This window comes from Streptomyces sp. TOM-9, assembly GCF_056858595.1.
This window is the reverse complement of the sequence record NZ_JBXEQB010000001.1, coordinates 4,806,825-4,826,190: the sequence shown is the minus strand read 5'-3', so window position 1 is coordinate 4,826,190 and position 19,366 is coordinate 4,806,825. Positions and strand designations below refer to the sequence as shown.

The following is a 19,366-nucleotide window of genomic DNA, read 5'->3' as shown; positions in this document are numbered from 1 at the left end:
ATGGTAGTTACGTACGGCGTACGGAGTGGGGTATGGTGCCGTACATGGAAACAACGTACGCTGTACTCAGTGAGGGTCTGGAGAAGGGCTTCGGCGAGGTTCGCGCCCTGCGCGGGCTGGATCTGGCGGTGCCCGCGGGGCGTGTCTGCGGGCTCTTCGGGCCGAACGGGGCGGGGAAGACCACGGCCGTGCGGCTGCTGACCACGCTGCTCGTCCCCGACGCGGGCACCGCGCGGGTCGCCGGGCACGACGTGGTGCGGGAGCCGGCCGCGGTGCGCCGTGCCATCGGCGTCACCGGTCAGGAGGCCTCCCTGGACGAGGAGCTGTCCGGCCGGGAGAACCTGCGGCTGTTCGCCCGGCTGCAACGGCTCCGCGGTGCCCCCGGGCGGGCGCGGGCGGACGAACTCCTCGCCGGGGCCGGCCTGGAGGACGCCGCCGACCGGCCCGTGCGCGGCTACTCCGGCGGCATGCGACGGCGCCTCGACCTCGCGGTGAGCCTCCTCGCGCGGCCCCGGGTGCTCTTCCTCGACGAGCCCACCACCGGCCTCGACCCGACCGCACGGGAGGGCGTCTGGCGGTCGGTGCGCACGCTCGCAGACGAGGGCACGACGGTGCTGCTGACCACGCAGTACCTGGAGGAGGCCGACCGGCTCGCCGACGACATCGCGCTGGTCGACGGGGGCCGGGTCACCGCCCGCGGCACACCGGCCGAGCTCAAGGCCCGCATCGGCTCCTCCGCCGAGGTCGTGGTGGGCGAGGCCGGCGCGGTGGCCGGTGCGGCCGTCGTCCTGCGGTCGCTGACGGGCGCCGAGCCGGTGCTGGACCACGGTCGCCGCACGGTCGGCGTGGTCAGCGACGACCCGGCGCTCACGCTGCCGCGCATCGTGCTCGCCCTGGACGCGGCCGGCGTCCCGCTGGTGGACGCGAGCCTGCGGCCGCCCACCCTCGACGAGGTGTTCCACCGGCTGACCGGCGGCGCCGCCCCGCTCCTGCCCGTCCCGTCCACCGCTCCCGCGAAGGAGGAGGCCGCATGACCGCGCTCGCGCGACAAGGGGACGGCGGTGTCCTGGCCGACGGGGTGGCGATGCTCGGCCGCCATCTGCTGCGGGTGCGCCGGGCCCCCGGGCTGTTCGTCCTCACCCAGGCGATGCCGCTGATCCTGCTGCTCTTCTTCGGCTACGTCTTCGGCAGCGCGCTCACCCTCCCCGGGGACGCCGGGTACCGCTCCTACCTCCTGCCGGGACTGTTCACCGCCGTCGCCGCCGGCGGGCTCATGACCGGCATGATGCAGGCCGCGCAGGACGCGCAGCGGGGGGTCGCCGACCGCTTCCGCACCCTGCCGATGAGCCGGGCCGCGGTGCCGCTCGGCCAGGCGGCCGCCGACGCACTGGTCACCGCCGCCGGGCTGGTGCCACTGGCCTTGGTGGGGTGGGCGGTGGGCTGGCGCGTCGAGGCGGGCGCGGGTCAGGTGCTCGGCGCGTACGGCCTCCTGCTGCTCTTCCGCTTCGCCACCTGCTGGGCCGGGATCCATCTCGGGCTGCTGCTGCGCGACGAGGAGGCGGCGGCGCAGCTCGGCAGCGCCACCTTCGTGCTGCAACTGGTCTCCGGCGCCTACGTTCCCACCTCCGGCATGACGGGCTGGCTGCGCGCCGTCGCCGAGTGGAATCCGCTCAGCGCCGTGGCCGCCGCGTGCCGCGGGCTCTTCGGCGGCCCGGTCGCCCGGATCGCCGACGCCCCGGGGGCGGCGTGGCCCATGGCCCATCCGCTCGCGGCCTCGGTGGGCTGGTCGCTGGCACTGCTCGCGGTCTTCGTCCCGCTGGCGATACGGCGGCACGCACGCGGGGGGCGCTGACCGGGGCCGACGAGTAATCTGATTCGCGGGGGACACGGGGGCCGTACTCCGGAGGTCTTGATGGACGTCCCGGTGCTCTTCGGCCGGTCTCTCCCCGCGCCGCCCGTCCCCACGGGGGCCGCCGGCCGCCCCGAGGACCCGTCCCCGCCGGGCACGCTCTTGAGGCCGCCCACCCTCCCCTTCCGTTCCGGCCTCTCCTCCCGTTCCGGCCACGAGCCCGGGCGGGCAGCGGACGGCCCGCTCTCCTTCTTCCCGTGACGCCGTGAGCGGCGTTCGCCGAGTGGGAAGAACAAGAACGGTGAGCGGAGCGTAACGTTGCGGGCGGATACGGAGTGGCTGGCCATGGGGACTCCCGAGGAACGCGTGGACGCGGGCGTGGCGGACGCCGTCACGTTGCTGCTCGACGCCGAAGGGCGGCTGCTGAGCTGGCCGCCCGCCGCCGAGCGGCTGCTCGGCCGGCGGGCAGCGGACGTCATCGACACCCCCGCGGTGGCCCTGCTCGCCCCGGAGGACGCGGCGCGGCCGCCGGAGATCGCCGAGCGCTGCCGCACCGAGGGCGGCTGGACGGGTGTGCTGCGGCTCCGCCGTGACGACGGCATGCGGGTCACGCTGGGCGTACGGGTTGCCGGGCTCCCGGAGGGGATCGGCGGCACGTCCGTCCGCTGGATGGTCCTGGCGGCGGAGTCCCGCAGCACCGCCCGCTCCGTGGCGTCCGGGATGACCCCGGCGATGCTGGAACGGATCGCGGGCCAGACGCCGATCGGGCTGGCCGTGGTCGACACCGAACTGCGCTGCGTGTGGTCGAACGCGGCACTGGAGCGCTTCGGCGGCGGCCCCTCCCAGGAGCGGATGGGCCGCCGGCTCGGGGAGATCCAGCCGGGCCTGAACGCCACGGTCCTGGAGGCGCAGATGCGGCAGGTCCTGGAGACGGGCGTGCCGGTGATCGACTACGAGCACGTCGGGCGGTTCCGCACCGATCCACGCCGCGAGAAGGCGCATGCGATGTCCTTCGTACGGCTGGAGGACGAGCGCGGCGTCCCGGTGGGCGTCTGCTACTCCGTGGTCGACATCAGCGACCGCTGGCGGGCCCGGCAGCGGCTGTCGCTGCTGGACCGGGCCAGCGAGCACATCGGCCGCACCCTGGACGTGATGCACACCGCGCAGGACCTGGCGGACGTGGTCGTGCCCGACCTCGCCGACTACGTCGCCGTGGAGTTGCTGGAGTCGGTCATCAAGGGCGCGGAGCCGCAGCCCGGCCCGCTGGGCGACGCCGTCACCGTGCCGCTGCGCCGCGCCGGGATGCGGGCGGCGCGGCAGGGCGAGCCCCAGCCGGCGTTCGGCATCGGGGCGGTCTCCGCCTACCTGGAGGACACCCCGCCCATCCGGTGCCTGACCGACGGCACCTCCTGGCTCAGCTCCCGGCTGGACCCGCTGGAGCTGGAGTGGGCCGCAGGACCGGCCGGCGGCCGCGCGCTCCACTTCGGCGAACTCGGGCTCCACACGGCGATGGTGGTGCCGATCCGCGCCCGCGGGGTCACCCTCGGCGTGACCCTCTTCTTCCGGGTGCGCCGCGCCGACCCCTTCGACGGGGAGGACCTGCGCCTGGCGGAGGAGGTGGTGGCCAGGGCCGCGGTCTGCCTGGACAACGCGCGCCGCTACACCCGCGAGCGGGACGCCGCCCTCGTGCTGCAGCGCAGCCTGCTGCCGCACACCTTCCCGCCGCAGGAGGCGGTGGAGGTCGCCACCTACTACCGGCCGGCCGACGAGCTGTCGGGCGTGGGCGGCGACTGGTTCGACGTCATCCCGCTGTCCGGCGCCCGGGTCGCCCTCGTGGTGGGCGAGGTGGTGGGCCACGGCATCGAGGCGGCCGCGACCATGGGCCAGTTGCGCACGGCGGTACGGACCCTGGCCGACCTCGACCTGCCGCCCGAGGAGCTGCTGGCGCACCTGGACGACCTGGTCGTCCAGGTCTCCCGGGAGGCCGGGGAGTCCGCGACCGTCGGGGTGGGCGGCAGCGCGCTCGGGTCGAGCTGCCTGTACGTGACGTACGACCCGGTCAGCAGGCACTGCGTCATGGCCAGCGCCGGGCACCTGCCGCCCGCCGTGCTCCGGCCCGCCGGCGAGCGGTGCGGGGCCGAGGGCGGGGAGGCCGTCCGCTTCCCCCGGATGCCCATCGGGCCCGCGCTGGGCCTGGGCGGACTGCCCTTCGAGGCGGCCGAGTTGACGATGGAGGAGGGCAGCGTCCTCGCGCTGTACACGGACGGCCTGGTCGCGACGGCGGACGGCGCGGGCGACGTGCCGGACAGCGGGCGGAGCCGGCTGCGGACCGCCCTGGAGGCCGAGGACCTGCCGCTGGACGCGTTGTGCCGCAGTGTCGTCGACGAACTGGCCCCCGCCCGCCCGCACGACGACGTGGCGCTGCTGCTGGCCAGGACCCGCTGCCTGGACATCGGCCGGGTCGCCTCCTGGGACCTGCCCACCGACCCCGCGGTCGTGGCGCGGGCCCGCGAGCTGTCCACCCGGCAGCTGGAGGACTGGGGCCTGGGCGACCTCGCCTTCACCACCGAACTGGTCGTCAGCGAGCTGGTCACCAACGCGATCCGGCACGGCTCCGGTCCGATCCGCCTGCGGCTGATCCTGGAACGGGCGCTGACCTGCGAGGTCTCCGACGCCAGCAGCACCTCCCCGCACCTGCGGCACCCCCGCACCACCGACGAGGGCGGTCGCGGGCTGTTCCTGATCTCGCAGTTCGCCCAGCGGTGGGGCACCCGTTACACCGACGACGGGAAGATCATCTGGGCCGAGCAGTTCCTCGACGGGCACGGCCCCGACGTCGGCATCGACATCGGCATCGACACGGTCACCGTGCGCGAACCGGCCTGACGCCGGACGCCGCCCCCGCGCGCTCCTTCGTTCACCTGTACGCCCCGGCGAGGTCGCCGGGGCGTCGTGCTCCAGGCCGAGGGGTCGAGATGGTCCAGACCTATTGCCATCTGGTCCAGACCTTTCTACTCTGCCAGGGAACTGTGGTGGGCATGACATGGAGTCAACCGCCCACCAGGCGGCACTGGTTTCCCCGTCGGCCCCCACTCGAGGAGCACCCCTTGAGCACTGGAGACACCCCACGCACTCCACGCACCAGACGCATCAGGACCACAGCCGCCGCGGGGCTCACCGCGCTGCTGCTCCCGTTCGCCGCGCTCGTCGGTCTGGCCACGCCGGCCCATGCCGCGGGTACCACCGCCACGTACACCAAGACCCAGGACTGGGGCACGGGGTTCGAGGGCAAGTGGACGATCACCAACAGCGGCACCTCGTCCATCAGCAGCTGGACCGTCGAGTGGGACTTCCCCGCCGGCACGTCGGTGACCTCGGCGTGGGACGCCGACGTGACCGCTTCCGGCACCCACTGGACCGGCAAGAACAAGAGCTGGAACGGCACGCTGGCCCCGGGCGCCAGCATCAGCTTCGGCTTCAACGGCACCGGTAGCGGGAACCCGAGCGGCTGCAAGCTCAACGGCGGTTCCTGCACCGGCGGTGGCGGCGGCGACCCGACGCCCACGCCGACCCCGACACCCACCCCGACCCCGACGCCCACGCCCACCCCGACGCCGACCCCCACCGGCCCCGCGGGGAACAAGATCCGCCTCGGCTACTTCGCCGAATGGGGCGTCTACGGCCGCAACTACCACGTCAAGAACCTGGTGACCTCCGGCTCGGCGAGCAAGCTGACCCACATCAACTACGCCTTCGGCAACGTCACCAACGGCCAGTGCGCGATCGGCGACGCCTACGCCGACTACGACAAGGCCTACACCGCCGACCAGAGCGTCGACGGCGTCGCCGACACCTGGGACACCGGCGCCCTGCGCGGCAGCTTCAACCAGCTGCGCAAGCTGAAGAAGCAGTACCCGAACATCAAGATCCTCTGGTCCTTCGGCGGCTGGACCTGGTCCGGCGGCTTCGGCCAGGCGGCCGCCAACCCGACCGCCTTCGCCAACTCCTGCTACAACCTGGTCGAGGACCCGCGCTGGGCCGACGTCTTCGACGGCATCGACATCGACTGGGAGTACCCCAACGCCTGCGGTCTGTCCTGCGACACCAGTGGGGCCTCGTCCTTCAAGACGCTGATGTCCGCGCTGCGCACCAGGTTCGGCTCCAACAACCTGGTCACCGCGGCCATCACCGCCGACGGCACCAACGGCGGCAAGATCGACGCGGCCGACTACGCGGGCGCCGCCCAGTACGTCAACTACTACAACGTGATGACGTACGACTACTTCGGCGCCTTCGACGCGGACGGCCCGACCGCCCCGCACTCCCCGCTCACCTCCTACAGCGGCATCCCGATCGCCGGCTTCTACTCCGACGCGGCGATCCAGAAGCTGAAGGGCAAGGGCATCGCGTCGAACAAGCTCAACCTGGGCATCGGCTTCTACGGGCGCGGCTGGACCGGCGTCACGCAGTCCGCGCCGGGCGGTTCCGCGACCGGCGCCGCTCCCGGTACGTACGAGGCGGGCAACGAGGACTACAAGGTCCTCAAGAACACCTGCCCGGCCACCGGCACCGTCGCGGGCACCGCGTACGCCCACTGCGGCAACAACTGGTGGAGCTACGACACCCCGTCGACCATCGCGGGCAAGATGGCCTACGTGAAGAACCAGGGCCTCGGCGGCGCGTTCTTCTGGGAGTTCAGCGGCGACACCGGCAACGGTGAGCTGATCACCGCGATCAACAACGGTCTGAGCTAGTCCTCAGGAGCCGGGCCGTACGGGCCGGAGGGGCGGAATCGTGACCGCCCCTCCGGCCCGGTTGCGTCGGGGCGCGGCGGGATGCGTCAGCCGGTGGCGCAGGACGCGCCGTCGAGGGTGAAGCCGGTGGGCGGGGCGGAGACGCCGGGCCGGGTGCCGACCAGCCCGAAGCTGACCGAACCGCCCGCCCGCACCGACCGGTTGTACCCCTTGGCCCGGGCGGTGACCGATCCGCCGCGCTGGGCGAAGTCGGCGTCCCACATCTGCGTGACGCGCCGGCCGTCGGAGTACCTCCAGCCGACCCTCCAGTCGTCGAGGTCCTTGCGGGTCGTCAGGGTGACCGTGGCCTGGAAGCCGTCGTACCACTGCTCGTCCACCTCGTAGGTGATCGTGCAGGACGGCGCCTGCTCCTCCGGGGCGTCGTGCGCGGGCGGCGCGGCGGAGGACGGTGCGCGATCGGCGGCGGGGATGGTGTGCTCGGCGGCGGAGGGCCCGATCTCCTCGGGGAACGGCGCGCTCTGCGCGGGCTCCGGCGCCCCGGAGGCGCCCGACGCGCCCGGCGACGGCAGCGGGGGGAAACCGGGACCGTCCGGGGCGGTGCCGACCTTGCCGCCCTGGGCCGTCGGAAGGGCCCGGGCGGACCGGGGGGCGGAGTCGTCGGTGGTGACCAGGGCCGTCAGGCAGATCACGGCGGCGAGCACCGCGACCGCCCCGGCCACGGCGGCCCTGCCCGCGGGGACGCGGGTCCTCGCCCGTGCGGCACGGGCGGCGCGCGCGGCCCGCCGCGACGGCGGGGCCACGGCGGCGCCCCTGCCTGCGCTCCGGCGCCGGGCCTCCAGATAGGCGGGCCCCGCCCAGCCCAGCACCCCTTCGGCCAGCGCCTCGGGCAGCCCGCCGCCGAGCGGGGTCAGGCACACGGCCGCCCGCGCGCACTCGGCGCACCCGCGCAGGTGCCGGCGCAGGTCCTCGGGCGCCGCCTCGACGGGCATCCGGGTGGCCGCGTCCAGCAGGCGGGCGTACCGCTGGCACTCGTCGGAGGGCGGTTCCTCCTGGTGGGCGCGGAGGCAGCGGTCGCGGAAGTCCTCGCGCGCCCGGTCGGTCTCCCGCTCCACCGCGGTGACGTCCACGCCCAGCGCGTGTGCGGTCACGGCCGCGGGGCGGCACTCGACCTCGGCGGACCACAGCAGTGCCGCGTCCGGTTCCGCCATGGCGCGCAGTCCGCGCAGGGCCAGCGGTTCCGGGCGCGGTGCCCTGCCCCGGCGCGCGGCGCGTTCCGCGTTGAGCCAGATGCGGAACTCCGGCTGCAGGCTGTCGCCCTCGCCCCGGGCCTGCCAGGACGCGGCGGTGTCCCGTACGGCGGTCAGCAGCAGCGGCAGGGGCGGCAGCCCCGGTCCGGGTGCGCCGTCCGCCGCGTCGGGCGTCAGGTCCAGGCCGCGGTCGAACGCGTCGGCGGCCAGTCGGCCGCCGTCCTCGGGGGAGAGCGAGCAGAGCTGGGCGAAGCACAGCGCTTCCGCCCAGTACTCGGACAGCGGTACGGCCTCGGGGACCGGGGCTGGGGCAGTCATCGAGTGGTGAACCAACCCTTCGGCGTCGGGAGGCGGTTGCGCCTGCGCCTGGTGGTGCGGGGAGCCTTTCACGGTTTCCACACAAGTAGCAAGGCGCGACTTCGTTTGCCGAAGGGGTAGTTGGGGCGTGAGCGGTGATGTCCGCTTCCGCCCCCTCGTGAACGGCGGGATCAGCCGTGATGGACGAAGCGGGCGGCGACCGAGAGGGTCGCGGCGCCCTTGATCATGCCCATCCGGTTCCAGGTGAGGCCGAAGTCGGCCCGGTCGACGACCGCATCGGCGGTGAGCACGACGGCGTCGGCGGAGGAGGACTCGACGCGCCCGGTGAGGGCGAGCGGACGGGTGGTGCCGCGGACGGTCAGCTCGCCGTCGACGGAGAGGGCGCCGTCGGGGCCGGCGGTGACCCGGCGGGCGGTGAAGACGATCGCCGGGTGGGTCTCGACGTCGAGGAAGTCGGCGGAGTGCAGGTGGGTGTCGCGCTGCTTGTTGCCGGTGTCCAGGGAGGCGGCACCCACGGTCAGGGTGCCCTGCCCGGTGCCGTCGGCCGCGAGTTCGCCCTCGCCGCCGACCTCGGTGAACGCGCCCTTCACGGTGGCCATGCCCCACATCGTCCGGTGCGTGAGCCGCACGGCCGAGCCCGCGGGGTCGAGGGCCCAGGAGCCCGTGCGCAGACCGGTGGGGGTGGTCGTCGAGTCGCTCATGGGGTGTCGCACCCTTCAATAGCTCGCCAGATATTAAGTAGCCAGTTAGACAATAGCTGGCGTTGGTACCCTGGGCAATGTGACGGCGGAGATCCACGCGGAGACGGACGGCCGGTGCCCGGACACCGCCGACCTGCACCTGCTCGCGCGGTGGGACGCGCTGCAGTCGGGCTTCCGGCGGCTCACGGACCAGTTGCTGGCGGACGTCGAGGCGCGGTCGGGGCTGGCCCCGTCCTCGTTCCAGGCGCTGTGGTTCCTGATGACCACGCCGGAGCGGTCGGCGCCGATGTACCGGCTCGCAGGGACGCTGGGCTTCACCACGGCGGGCACCACCAAGGTCGCCGACCGCCTCACGGAGGCGGGGCTCATCGAACGCCGTCCCTGCCGGGAGGACCGGCGCGTCACCTTGGCGGTGCTGACCGAACGCGGCCTCCAGGTGGCGATGACGGCGGCGCTCACGCTGGCCGACGCGCTGCGTGAGCGCGTGGTCGGGCCGCTGGGCGGCGCGGAGCGGTTCGACGCGCTCACGGCGGCGGTCACCGCCGTCGACCCGGAGCCGCCGTCCCGGCCCCCGTGCGGGGGCTGAGGCTCAGGCCCGGACGGTGACCGAGCGGGGGTCGAAGCCGTAGGGCAGTTCGAGGCGGTGGGCGCGCATCAGGGCGTCGTCGGCGAGGAGTTCCTGGGTGCGGCCGTCGGCGACGACGGTTCCGCCGCTGAGGACGACCGAGCGCGGGCACAGCTCCAGGGCGTACGGCAGGTCGTGGGTGACCATCAGGACCGTGACGTCCAGCGAGCGCAGGATGTCGGCGAGTTCGCGGCGGGAGGCGGGGTCCAGGTTGGAGGAGGGCTCGTCCAGGACGAGGATCTCCGGCTCCATGGCGAGGACGGTCGCCACCGCCACGCGGCGCCGCTGCCCGAACGACAGGTGGTGCGGCGGCCGGTCGGCGAACTCCGCCATGCCGACCCGCTCCAGCGCCCTGCGGACGCAGGCCTCCAGCTCGGCGCCGCGCAGACCGGCCGCGGCCGGCCCGAAGGCGACGTCCTCGCGGACGGTGGGCATGAAGAGCTGGTCGTCCGGGTCCTGGAAGACGATGCCGACCCGGCGCCTGACCTCGGCCACGTTCTTGCGCTCGCCGACCGGGAGGCCGGCGACGGTCACCGAGCCGGCGCCCGCCTCGAGGATGCCGTTGAGGTGCAGCACGAGGGTGGTCTTGCCGGCGCCGTTGGGGCCGAGGAGGGCCACCCGCTCGCCGCGGGCGATGGTCAGGTCGACGCCGAACAGCGCCTGGTGGCCGTCGGGGTAGGCGTAGGCGAGGCCCTTGACCTCGAGCGAAGGTGTCACAGGAACCATCCCATCAGACAGACCAGCAGCGCCGCGGCCGGGAGCGCGGCGGCGTACGACCACTGGGCGCGCGAGGCCGTCACCTCGTCGATCACCGGCATGCTGCCGGCGTAGCCCCGGCTGACCATGGCGAGGTGGACGCGTTCGCCGCGTTCGTAGGAGCGGATGAACAGGGCGCCCGCGGACTTGGCGAGCACGCCCCAGTGACGCGGGCCGCGCGCTTCGAAGCCGCGCGAGAGGCGGGCGAGGCGCATCCGGCGCATCTCGTCGGTGATGACGTCCCCGTACCGGATCATGAACGAGGCGATCTGCACCAGCAGCGCCGGCAGCCGCAACCGCTGCAGGCCCAGGAGCAGTGCGCGCAGCTCGGTGGTGGACGCCAGCAGGACGGAGGCGGCGACGCCGAGGGTGCCCTTGGCGAGGATGTTCCAGGCCCCCCACACGCCGTTCACGCTGAGGGACAGGCCCAGCACCTCGGTGCGCGGGCCCTCGGCGACGAACGGCATGAGGAAGGCGAAGGCGACGAAGGGCACCTCGATCAGCAGCCGCCGCAGCAGGAATCCGGCCGGGACGCGCGCCACGGCGGCGACCGTGGCCAGCAGCACCGCGTACAGGCCGAAGGCCCACATCGCCGTGCGCGGGGTGGAGACCACCACCAGGACGAAGCAGAAGACCGCGGCGATCTTGCACTGCGGGGGCAGCGCGTGCACCGGCGAGTGGCCTTGCCGGTAGAGCCGGTGGGCGTGCCCCGCTCCCACGGCTAGACCTCCTCCGCGCGCGGACGGCGGCGGACGACCCAGAAGACGCCGGTGCCGAGCGCGAGGCTGGCGCCGACGCCGATCACACCGGCGAGGCCGCCGGAGAGCCGGGCGTTGCCGATGTCCTGGGTCTGGTAGTCGGCGAGCGGGGAGTCCTCGGCCGCGTGGTCCTCGGCCTTCTTGTCGATGCCGTGGTCCGCGGCGACCTTCTCCAGGCCGTCCGGGCTGGCGGAGGCGTAGTAGCTGACGAATCCGGCGAGCAGCACGGCGGCGATCAGGCCGGCGATCCACAGCGGCCGTATGCCGCCGCGCTTGGGGGTGTCGGTCACGGCCGCCATCAGACGGTCGCCTCCTTGAGTTCCAGCGGGCGGCGCAGGTCACGGGCGCCGTGGACGAGGTCGGGGCGGACGGCGACGACGGCGCCCACCGTCGCCGCGGTGATCACCGCCTCGCCGATGCCGATCAGGACGTGCACGCCGACCATGGCGGTGAAGACCTTGCCGAGCGAGACGTCGGTCGTCCCGCCCAGCGCGTAGATCCCGGTGAAGGCGACCGCCGCCGCGGGGACGGAGAGCAGGGCCGCGACGAAGGCCGCGCCCGTCACTCCGCCACGTCCCTTCGGCAGCACCTTGACCAGCCCGCGGAAGACGGCGTAGGCGACGACCACGGTGACGATCGCCATGTCGGTGATGTTCACTCCGAGCGCGGTCAGGCCGCCGTCGGCGAAGAGCACGCCCTGGATGAGCAGGACGACGGACACGCACAGCACCCCTGTGTAGGGGCCGACGAGTATCGCCGCGAGCGCGCCGCCGAGGAGATGGCCGCTGGTACCCGCGGCCACGGGGAAGTTGAGCATCTGGACGGCGAAGATGAACGCCGAGACGAGTCCGGCCAGCGGCGCGGTGCGCTCGTCCAGCTCGCGCCGCGCACCGCGCAGGCTCACCGCTACGGCTGCGGCCGCGACGGCACCGGTCGCCACCGACACCGGGGCGTCGATGAATCCGTCGGGTACATGCATGGGGGAGCTCCAGGTCGGGTCCGGCCGGCGGCCGGTCGGGTCGGCGAAGCAGGGCGCTCAATCATAGGGTCTTATTGCGACCTGTTTGCAAGAGCCTGTTCGTCGCTGGAGCGCACCCCGCTCAGCCCAGCGGGCGTCCCGCCCGCAGGTTCCAGCGTCCGGACCGCCCGCTGAATTCCGTCGCGGTCAGCGGGGGCACGTCGATCCGCCAGAAGGCGGCCTCGGGCGAACCCAGGACCCGTACCGCGCAGGCCCGGACGATCTCCGGCTCGACGACGGCGAGCACCCGCCCCGGCGTCGCGGCGAGCCCGTCGAGCCAGGCGCCGGCCCGGGCGCACAGCTCGCGCAGCGACTCGGCGTCGTGCGGTGCGGCATCCGGGTCGGAGAGCCAGGCGGCGACGGCCTCCGGCTCCTCGGCGCTCACCTCGGCCAGGGTCCGCCCCCGCCAGCGGCCCAGCGCCCATCCCGCGGGGGCCGTCTCCTGCGCGGCGAGGCCGAGCGCCTCGGCGGTCGCGCGGCAGCGCACGGTGGGCGAGACGAGCACCGGCCCCGCGGAGGGCAGGGAACCGGCCAACGCGCGGGCGGCGGCGAGCGCGTGCTCCTCCGGCGGCACGTCGTCGTCGAAACGCGCCTCGCGCAGCGCCGCGTTCACCACCGGTGAGATCAACATCACCCGGGTCGTCATGCACCCTCCTCGCCCTGCGGCGACCCCTCGGAATCGCCAACTGCCGCCTCACACCCGGCCGGTCGGTCGCACGGAAGCAGCTCCCGCGCATGCCGGGGCGCACACACGCGCCCTTGGCCGGATCACCGGATCGCGGTACCGTCACGACGACATTCACGACGACACGGCGGAAGTCCGGTGCAAATCCGGCACGGTCGCGCCACTGTATGCCCAGCCCAGCGCCAGGCGAGTCAGACCCGCAGTCGTCCGACAGAGCTCCACCGACCGGGACGCGAGTTCCCACCAGGAGGTCATGCCATGGCGCAGTCCGCCGTTCCGCCTGCCGTCGCCCCTTCCGCCGTCCCCGTGACGCTGCCGATCCGGGCGATCCTGCCCTGGGCGGTCTTCTTCGGCGTCCTGATGCTGGTCCTGCTCTACTTCGTGGGTGCCGAGCAGGGGGCCACGTCCCTCCTGTCCGGTGAGAACGTCCACGAGTGGGTGCACGACGGGCGTCACCTGCTCGGCTTCCCCTGCCACTGACAGGGGCGCCGCGCCGATGAACCCCGCCACCTCCGCCACCCCCGTCACCTCCGGCACCGTCAGGCAACTGCTGGTGCGGGGCATGCTGGCCGGCCTCGCCGCCGGCGTGCTCGCCCTGGTCGTCGCCTACCTGCTGGGCGAGTCCCGGGTCGACGCCGCCATCGCGTTCGAGGAGTCGCACGCCCACGAGCACGGCGGCGCCGAAGCGGTCAGCCGTGCCCTGCAGTCCACCGCCGGCCTGGCCACCGGCATCCTCCTGTACGGCGTGGCGCTGGGCGGCATCGCCGCCCTCGCCTACTGTTTCGCCCTCGGGCGGATCGGCCGCTTCGGTGCCCGGCCGACGGCGCTGCTGCTGTCGGCCGCCGCGCTGGTCGCGGTCTACGTCGTGCCCTTCCTGAAGTACCCGGCCAACCCGCCGGCCGTCGGCGACCCCGACACCATCGGCAAGCGCACCACGCTGTACTTCCTGATGATGCTGCTCAGCGTGCTGCTCGCGATCGCCACCGTGATCCTCGGCAAGCGCCTCGCGCCGCGCCTGGGCAACTGGTACGCGACCGTGGCCGCCGGTGGGTTCTTCGTCCTGGCCGTGGGGCTCGCGTACGCCTTCCTGCCCGGGATCAACGAGGTTCCGGAGCACTTCCCGGCGGCGCTGCTGTGGCAGTTCCGCCTGGCGGCGCTGGCGATCCAGCTGACGCTGTGGACCTCCTTCGGGCTGGTCTTCGGCCACCTGGCCGGACGCCTGCTGGAACCGGCCCCGGCGGCCGCCCCCACGGGGCGCGACACCGTGGGCGCGGGCACGGCGGCCTCCGTCTAGGCTTCCGCAGCACCGACCGTGACCGCCCGTACGACGCTCAGCGCGTCGTGCGGGCGGTCGTGTGTGCGTCGGTCCGTACGTCCGTCCGTACGTCCGTCTGCGTGTCCGTCCGCGCGGAGATCAGCGCGTGCAGCCGCTCCGCCGCGGCACGGCCGAAGGCGGGGTCGTTGATGTGCGTGTCGTACTCGGCGAGTTCCACCCGGCTGCCGCGCAGCTCCTCGCGGAGGGTGCGGAACAGCACCCCGTCCACCGCACGGTCGTGGTACGGCCCGCCCGGCGCCCCGAGGGTGGACAGCCCGCGCAGCGGCAGCAGGAGCGCGGCCGGGCCGGTGGCCGCGCGCAGCTTCGCCGCGACCTGACGGCCGAGTTCGGCGCACTCGGCGGCGGAGGTGCGGATCACCGTCACCGACGGGTTGTGGACGTGGACGTGGCGCGCCCGGAAGCGGTCCGGCAGTGAGGCGAGCGGGCCGAACTTGACCATGTCCAGCGCGCCCGGGCTCACCACCTGCGGCAGCCCGGCGCGCCCCGCGGTGCGCAGCCGGTCGGGCCCCGCGCCGAAGGCACCGCCGACCAGCTCGTCGGCGAGCTCGCTGAGCGTCAGGTCCAGCACCCCGCTGAACATGCCCTCCCCGGCCAGTGCCTCCAGGGAGCGGCCGCCGGAGCCCACGGAGTGGAAGACCAGCACCTCGTAACCGAGTTCGGTGAGCCGCGCGCGGGCGGCGTCGACCCCGGGGGTCGTCACCCCCGCCATGCTCGCCGCAACCAGCGGCCGGTCCCCGGCGGGCGCGGCGGGTGTCCCGGCGAAGCCCCTGGCCATCCCGGCGACGGCGTCCGCCGCGTTGGCCAGGATCGGCGCCGACACCCGGTTGACGCCCGCGATGTCGACGACGCTGTACATCATGGCGATGTCCGTCGAGCCGACGTACGGGGAGACGTCGCCCGCGGCCATCGAGGAGACCATCAGCTTCGGCACGCCGAGTGGCAGCGCCCGCATCGCGCGGGTCGCGATCGAGGTGCCGCCGCTGCCGCCGATGGCCAGGACGCCGTGCAGCCGGCCCTCGTCGTACAGCCGGCGCACCACCCGCGCCGCCCCCTCGGCCATGACCGTCACCGCGGCGCCGCGGTCGCCCGCCCTGCGCAGCCGTTCGGCGTCCGCGCCCGCGGCGGACGCCACGACGCTGCGGGGGATGTCGGGGGTGACCAGCGGCTCACCGGCCACGCCCGCGTCGATCAGCACGACCTCCACGGCGCCGCGCAGCAGGCGGTCCCGCAGCCAGCCGTACTCGGTGCCCTTGGTGTCCAGCGTTCCCAGCAGCGCAACGACCGGCATGGACAACAGTGTTGGGCCCGAGCCGGTGAGTGACAAGGCCTCATGACAGGGGCACGGGGCGCAGCAGCAGGAGCGCGGTGTCGTCGGTGCGGTCGGTGGCGGGACCGTCGTAGTGCACGAGCACCTCGGCGAGTTCGTCCAGTGGGAGCCGGCCCCGGCAGGACAGGGCCACGGCCAGGGCGGCGATCGCCTCGTCCAGGTCGCCGCCGGGGGTCTCGATGAGTCCGTCGGTGTACAGCGCGAGCACCGCGCCGCGGGGCAGCGTCAGCGTGGTGGTGGGGTACTCGGCGTCCGGGTCGATGCCGAGCAGCAGCCCGGTCGGCAGGCTCAGGATGTCGGTGCGGCCGTCGGGGAAGCGCAGCAGGGCCGGCGGGTGGCCCGCGGAGGCCAGCTTCAGGGCGCCGTCGGTGAGCTGGAGGTGGGCGTAGAGGCAGCTGGTGAAGAGCCCGGTGTCGAGTTCGTCGAGCAGCCGGTTGGTGCGGGACAGCACCTGGTCGGGGGAGGCGCCGGCGGTGGCGTGCGCGTGCACCGCGGTGCGCACCTGGCCCATCAGGGCCGCGGCGTTGACGTTGTGGCCCTGGACGTCGCCGATGACGGCGGCGGCACAGGTGTCGTCCAGCCGGATCAGGTCGTAGAAGTCGCCGCCGACCTCCATGCCGCTGGTCGCCGGCAGGTAGCGGGCGGCGACCTCCAGACCGGGCAGGGAGGGCAGGGTGTGCGGCAGCAGTCCCGACTGGAGGCTGTGGGCGAGGTGGTGCTTGGCGTCGTAGATCCGGGCCCGGTCCAGGGCCTGGGCGATCAGCCCGCTGAGCGAGGTCAGGGCGGCCCGTTCGTCGGCGGGGAAGGAGCGCTCCCGGGCGAAGGCGAGGATGCAGCAGCCCACGGGCCGCCCGGAGGCGATCAGCGGCAGGAACGCCCAGGCCGCCATGCCCGACTGCAGGTCCAGGTCCGGGTAGGTCCTTGTGAGGTCCTCGCGTGAGCCGAAGAAGCTGGGGACGCCGCTGGTGAGGGCCCTGGTCGCCGGGAGGCGCGCGGTGAGCGCGGTGCCGTCCAGGGCCGCCATGACCTCGGGCCGGTAGCCGCGGTCGCCGATGACGCGCAACCGGCCGCCCTCCGCGACGCACAGCACGAAGGCGTCGGCTCCGATGGCGGCCGGGAAGAGGTCGGCGACCAGGCGGACGACGTCGTCCACGCCGACGGCCTCGGTGAGGGCCGTGGCGAGGTGCATGAGGTGGTAGATCGCCCCGATCCGGATCGGCACCGCGGCCTCGTCGTAGGGCGGGGCCCACGGGGCGGGACCCGCACCCGCGTCGGTGGGGGAGATCCGCACGCTGACCCCGGTCGCGTCCGGGTAGAGCTGGACGAGCAGCCAGTGGTCCGGCGGTCGCAGGGCGGTGAACGAGACCGGCTGTCCGCTGAGCACGGCGGCGCGGTAGCGGTCCTCGTGGGCGGGATCGCGCAGCCAGCGCAGGCTCTCCCAGGGGAAGGTGCCCACGAGCCGTTCGACGGGCACGCCGACCAGCTCGGCCGTGCGGGGCGTGACGTAGGTGAGCCGACCGTCGAAGTCGAGCGCGCAGGCTCCCTCGGGCAGCCGCCGGGCCCAGTCCGCTGCGGCCAGTGCCTGGTCCGGGTCCACCGGGACCGCCCGCGCGGTCCGCAGCACGCGTGGCTCGGGCCCCGGCAGGATCGGCTCCCCGCCGCCGGCCCGTGCGAGCTGGTCGGACAGGCGCTCGCGGGCGTGCGCCACCAGCGCGCGCTCCGCGGGCGGCGCCTCGGCGGGTTGCGGCCGGGACCAGATCAGCACGAGCGTCCCGAGCACGGCCTCCCCGTCGGTGAGCGGGGCGGCCACCATGGACAGGTCGTACGGCATGACCAGGGCCGTGCGCGGATAGCGGTCGGCCAGTTCCTCCCGGGAGCCGATCCGGATCGTCCGGCCCTCCCGCACGGCGTCGGCCACCGGGGTCGAGCGCTCCAGGGGCAACCGCGACCAGGGCATCGACAGCTCCCGGGGTGCCCCGGTGATGACCTCCATGCCCAGCGCGCGGCCCTCGGGCATCACCAGGAAGACCGCACCGACATGGGCGCCCGTCTCACGCACCACTTCGGCGAGCACCTGGTCCAGCAGCTCCCGCGCGGGGGCAGTCACCACCATGTGTGGCTCCACCATCGGGCCGACACCACCTACAACGGGACGATACGCCCCTCCCGGCCCCGCCTCCTCTTGCCGGAAGCGGGGCCCTGGCGACGGGGCCCCGACCGGTTGGGCCGGGGGACGGGTGCCGTTGGTGCGCGGAGGTGCTGCGCCGCGGCGGGGCCGGGGTTGCTCGGGCCATGGGCCGCGCCGGGCGCGCTCGCCACCCGTGATCGTGGCGGGGCCGCGCGGCGCACAGGTGGCACGCCCGCCCCGTGCCTCGACGGCGCGCTCCGTCCGGCTTGTCGGGGTGGACGAGCACGGCACGGCGGGCGGCCCGGGGGACGGGTGCCGTCGGTGGGGCAGGTGCTGCGCCGCGGGGGGCAACAGGCGGCGTCCCGTGCCCGTAGGGGGGGGCTGGGCGGGGCCGTCGCGTAAGGCGGGGTGGGCGGGCCCGGTTACCGGTCCGTCCACGGCAACGGCGTCCGCCCGGGCGCCGGGGCCGCGCTGGGCGGGGGGCGTGCGGGACCGGGTGGTCGTCGCCGCGGGGAGGGTCAGCGGGCCGGGGCGGCCGCGGTGGCGGCGATCGCGCCGCCGGCCTGGTCGGCGAGGGTGACGGCGACCAGGCGGGCCTGGCGGGAGGGGACGGTGCCGGGGGTGGGGAGCAGCATGAAGCGGCCGTGGAAGTGGCCGTTGTGGAAGACGCGGAGCTCGACCTCCTGGTCCGGCAGTCCCAGCGTGTCCGCGTCCCAGGGGCGGCGGCCCCGCACCACGGTGCCGTCCTGCTCGATCCGCGGCGGGTGCCCGACGAGGGTGCCGTACTCGAAACGGCAGCCGCGCAGGTGGAGCAGGCTGACCAGCTGGTCGCGGACGTGCTCGACCACGACGTGCGGGGAGAGCGCGGACTGGGCCAGCCGTGCCGTCTCGTGGATGCGCGCGAGGTGGTCGGCGTCGGTGATCGCGATCACCGCGAGCCGCCTGGTGCGGGCGGCGAGCTGGGAGACGGCCAGGCCCACGGCGAGCAGCAGGACCGCCGTCGCCACGTCGCCCGGCCCGCTGATGGTGAACCGCTCGTAGGGCGGGGCGAAGAAGAAGTCGAACCAGGCCGCCGCGGACAGCGCGGCGAGCGCCCCGGCGCGGCGGCTGCCGAGGACGGCGACCGCCACGACCGCTACCACCAGCACCAGGGCCACGAGCGTGTTCGACACCTGGGTGCGGAAGGGCACGAGCACCAGGCACACCAGCGGCGGCAGGAGGAGCGCGGCGGGCAGGGCGAGCCGCGTCGGGTGGGCGAACGGGAAGGAACAGCGCGTCATGGTCATCGCCTCCGTCGAAGGGGCCTGCCGGGCCCCGGGGTCACCGCAGTGGCGTGGCGGCGTGCAGGGGCAGCCGCCAGGCGTTGCGGCGGTGCACGTCGTCGAGGACCTCGTGGAGCGGGGAGCGGGGTACGGCCAGCACCGGGCAGGCCGCGTGGACCAGGCAGTGCCGGGCCACCGAGGGGCTCAGCAGGCGGCGCAGCCGGCCGCGGCGTCCGGCGCCGACGACCAGCAGGTCGTCCGGGCGGTCCGCGACGTGGGTCAGCGCCCATCCCGCGGGCCCGCGGACGAGGAGCGCGCGCATGGGGAGGTCGGCCGGAAGGCCGCCGAAGGCGGACTCGACGGCGCCGACCAGCTGCTGCCGGGCCCGGTCCTGCCATTCCCGCAGCAGCGGCGGGCAGGGGGAGCGCCGGTAGGCGAACTCCCCGCCCGGCGGTTCCCAGGCGAGCACGGTGACCAGCACCGCGCCCGTGCGGCGTGCCTCGGCGGCGGCCCGGTGCAGCGCCGTGAGGCTGCCGAGGGAGCCGCTCACCCCCACGACCACGCGGTGGTTTCCGGCGTCATCCATGCCTTCCAGGGAAGAC

General features: G+C 74.4%; 17 protein-coding genes and 1 pseudogene. 8 read left to right on the top strand and 10 right to left on the bottom strand.

Annotated features, from left to right (window positions below):
• The first annotated feature begins 44 nt into the window (after positions 1–44).
• The 5 genes from AC1VWI_RS22415 (at position 45) to AC1VWI_RS22395 (ending at position 6,603) form a co-directional block, all read left to right on the top strand.
• Positions 45–1,034 (top strand): ATP-binding cassette domain-containing protein, encoded by a 990-nt coding sequence (locus AC1VWI_RS22415; protein WP_499512807.1) that lies wholly within the window; start codon positions 45–47, stop codon positions 1,032–1,034.
• Positions 1,031–1,852: an ABC transporter permease gene (locus AC1VWI_RS22410; RefSeq protein WP_499512806.1), complete on the top strand. Its 822-nt coding sequence runs from the start codon at positions 1,031–1,033 to the stop codon at positions 1,850–1,852. Before AC1VWI_RS22415 ends, AC1VWI_RS22410 begins: the two co-directional genes overlap by 4 nt.
• Positions 1,853–1,912: 60 nt before the next feature.
• Positions 1,913–2,110: a hypothetical protein gene (locus AC1VWI_RS22405; RefSeq protein ID WP_499512805.1), complete on the top strand. Its 198-nt coding sequence runs from the start codon at positions 1,913–1,915 to the stop codon at positions 2,108–2,110.
• A gap of 84 nt (positions 2,111–2,194) precedes the next feature.
• Positions 2,195–4,735: a SpoIIE family protein phosphatase gene (locus tag AC1VWI_RS22400; RefSeq protein WP_499512804.1), complete on the top strand. Its 2,541-nt coding sequence runs from the start codon at positions 2,195–2,197 to the stop codon at positions 4,733–4,735.
• A 221-nt stretch (positions 4,736–4,956) separates the two neighbouring features.
• Positions 4,957–6,603, top strand: coding sequence for a glycosyl hydrolase family 18 protein (locus tag AC1VWI_RS22395; protein ID WP_499512803.1), 1,647 nt, complete (start codon positions 4,957–4,959; stop codon positions 6,601–6,603).
• Between the two features lie 86 nt (positions 6,604–6,689).
• On the opposite strand, the gene AC1VWI_RS22390 is transcribed toward AC1VWI_RS22395, so the two are convergent.
• Together AC1VWI_RS22390 and AC1VWI_RS22385 are read right to left on the bottom strand one after the other, a co-directional pair.
• Positions 6,690–8,168, bottom strand: a complete 1,479-nt coding sequence (locus AC1VWI_RS22390; RefSeq protein ID WP_499512802.1) for a cellulose binding domain-containing protein — start codon at positions 8,166–8,168, stop codon at positions 6,690–6,692.
• Between the two features lie 170 nt (positions 8,169–8,338).
• A complete protein-coding gene (locus AC1VWI_RS22385; protein WP_499512801.1) occupies positions 8,339–8,869 on the bottom strand; it encodes a YceI family protein in 531 nt (176 codons plus the stop codon).
• 79 nt (positions 8,870–8,948) lie between these two features.
• On the opposite strand from AC1VWI_RS22385, the gene AC1VWI_RS22380 reads away from it, so the two are divergent.
• A complete protein-coding gene (locus AC1VWI_RS22380) occupies positions 8,949–9,455 on the top strand; it encodes a MarR family winged helix-turn-helix transcriptional regulator (RefSeq protein WP_499512800.1) in 507 nt (168 codons plus the stop codon).
• A gap of 3 nt (positions 9,456–9,458) precedes the next feature.
• On the opposite strand, the gene AC1VWI_RS22375 is transcribed toward AC1VWI_RS22380, so the two are convergent.
• The 4 genes and pseudogenes from AC1VWI_RS22375 to AC1VWI_RS22360 form a co-directional block, all read right to left on the bottom strand.
• Positions 9,459–10,220 (bottom strand): energy-coupling factor ABC transporter ATP-binding protein, encoded by a 762-nt coding sequence (locus AC1VWI_RS22375; RefSeq protein WP_499512799.1) that lies wholly within the window; start codon positions 10,218–10,220, stop codon positions 9,459–9,461.
• Complete coding sequence (cbiQ, locus tag AC1VWI_RS22370; protein WP_499512798.1) at positions 10,208–10,969, bottom strand: cobalt ECF transporter T component CbiQ; 762 nt, start codon at positions 10,967–10,969, stop codon at positions 10,208–10,210. Before cbiQ ends, AC1VWI_RS22375 begins: the two co-directional genes overlap by 13 nt.
• Before the next feature lie 2 nt (positions 10,970–10,971).
• Positions 10,972–11,987, bottom strand: a pseudogene (locus AC1VWI_RS22365) (energy-coupling factor ABC transporter permease).
• A 121-nt stretch (positions 11,988–12,108) separates the two neighbouring features.
• The gene (locus tag AC1VWI_RS22360) at positions 12,109–12,672 is read right to left on the bottom strand and encodes a histidine phosphatase family protein (RefSeq protein ID WP_499512797.1); all 564 of its coding nucleotides are present in this window, start codon (positions 12,670–12,672) and stop codon (positions 12,109–12,111) included.
• Between the two features lie 297 nt (positions 12,673–12,969).
• Between AC1VWI_RS22360 and AC1VWI_RS22355 the strand changes: the two genes are divergently transcribed.
• Both AC1VWI_RS22355 and AC1VWI_RS22350 read left to right on the top strand, forming a co-directional pair.
• Positions 12,970–13,191 (top strand): CbtB domain-containing protein, encoded by a 222-nt coding sequence (locus tag AC1VWI_RS22355; RefSeq protein WP_499512796.1) that lies wholly within the window; start codon positions 12,970–12,972, stop codon positions 13,189–13,191.
• A 16-nt stretch (positions 13,192–13,207) separates the two neighbouring features.
• Positions 13,208–14,005: a CbtA family protein gene (locus AC1VWI_RS22350; protein ID WP_499512795.1), complete on the top strand. Its 798-nt coding sequence runs from the start codon at positions 13,208–13,210 to the stop codon at positions 14,003–14,005.
• 37 nt (positions 14,006–14,042) lie between these two features.
• Here AC1VWI_RS22350 and AC1VWI_RS22345 read toward each other — a convergent pair whose 3' ends face one another.
• The 4 genes from AC1VWI_RS22345 to AC1VWI_RS22330 form a co-directional block, all read right to left on the bottom strand.
• On the bottom strand, positions 14,043–15,335 hold the full coding sequence (locus AC1VWI_RS22345; RefSeq protein WP_499512794.1) for a Tm-1-like ATP-binding domain-containing protein: 1,293 nt from the start codon (positions 15,333–15,335) through the stop codon (positions 14,043–14,045).
• A gap of 40 nt (positions 15,336–15,375) precedes the next feature.
• Positions 15,376–17,487 carry a SpoIIE family protein phosphatase gene (locus AC1VWI_RS22340; protein WP_499512793.1) on the bottom strand — a complete coding sequence of 704 codons (2,112 nt, stop codon included), beginning with the start codon at positions 17,485–17,487 and terminating at the stop codon, positions 15,376–15,378.
• A 533-nt stretch (positions 17,488–18,020) separates the two neighbouring features.
• A complete protein-coding gene (locus AC1VWI_RS22335) occupies positions 18,021–18,782 on the bottom strand; it encodes a DUF4118 domain-containing protein (protein ID WP_499512792.1) in 762 nt (253 codons plus the stop codon).
• Between the two features lie 40 nt (positions 18,783–18,822).
• The gene (locus AC1VWI_RS22330) at positions 18,823–19,350 is read right to left on the bottom strand and encodes a universal stress protein (RefSeq protein WP_499512791.1); all 528 of its coding nucleotides are present in this window, start codon (positions 19,348–19,350) and stop codon (positions 18,823–18,825) included.
• Positions 19,351–19,366 lie beyond the last annotated feature (16 nt).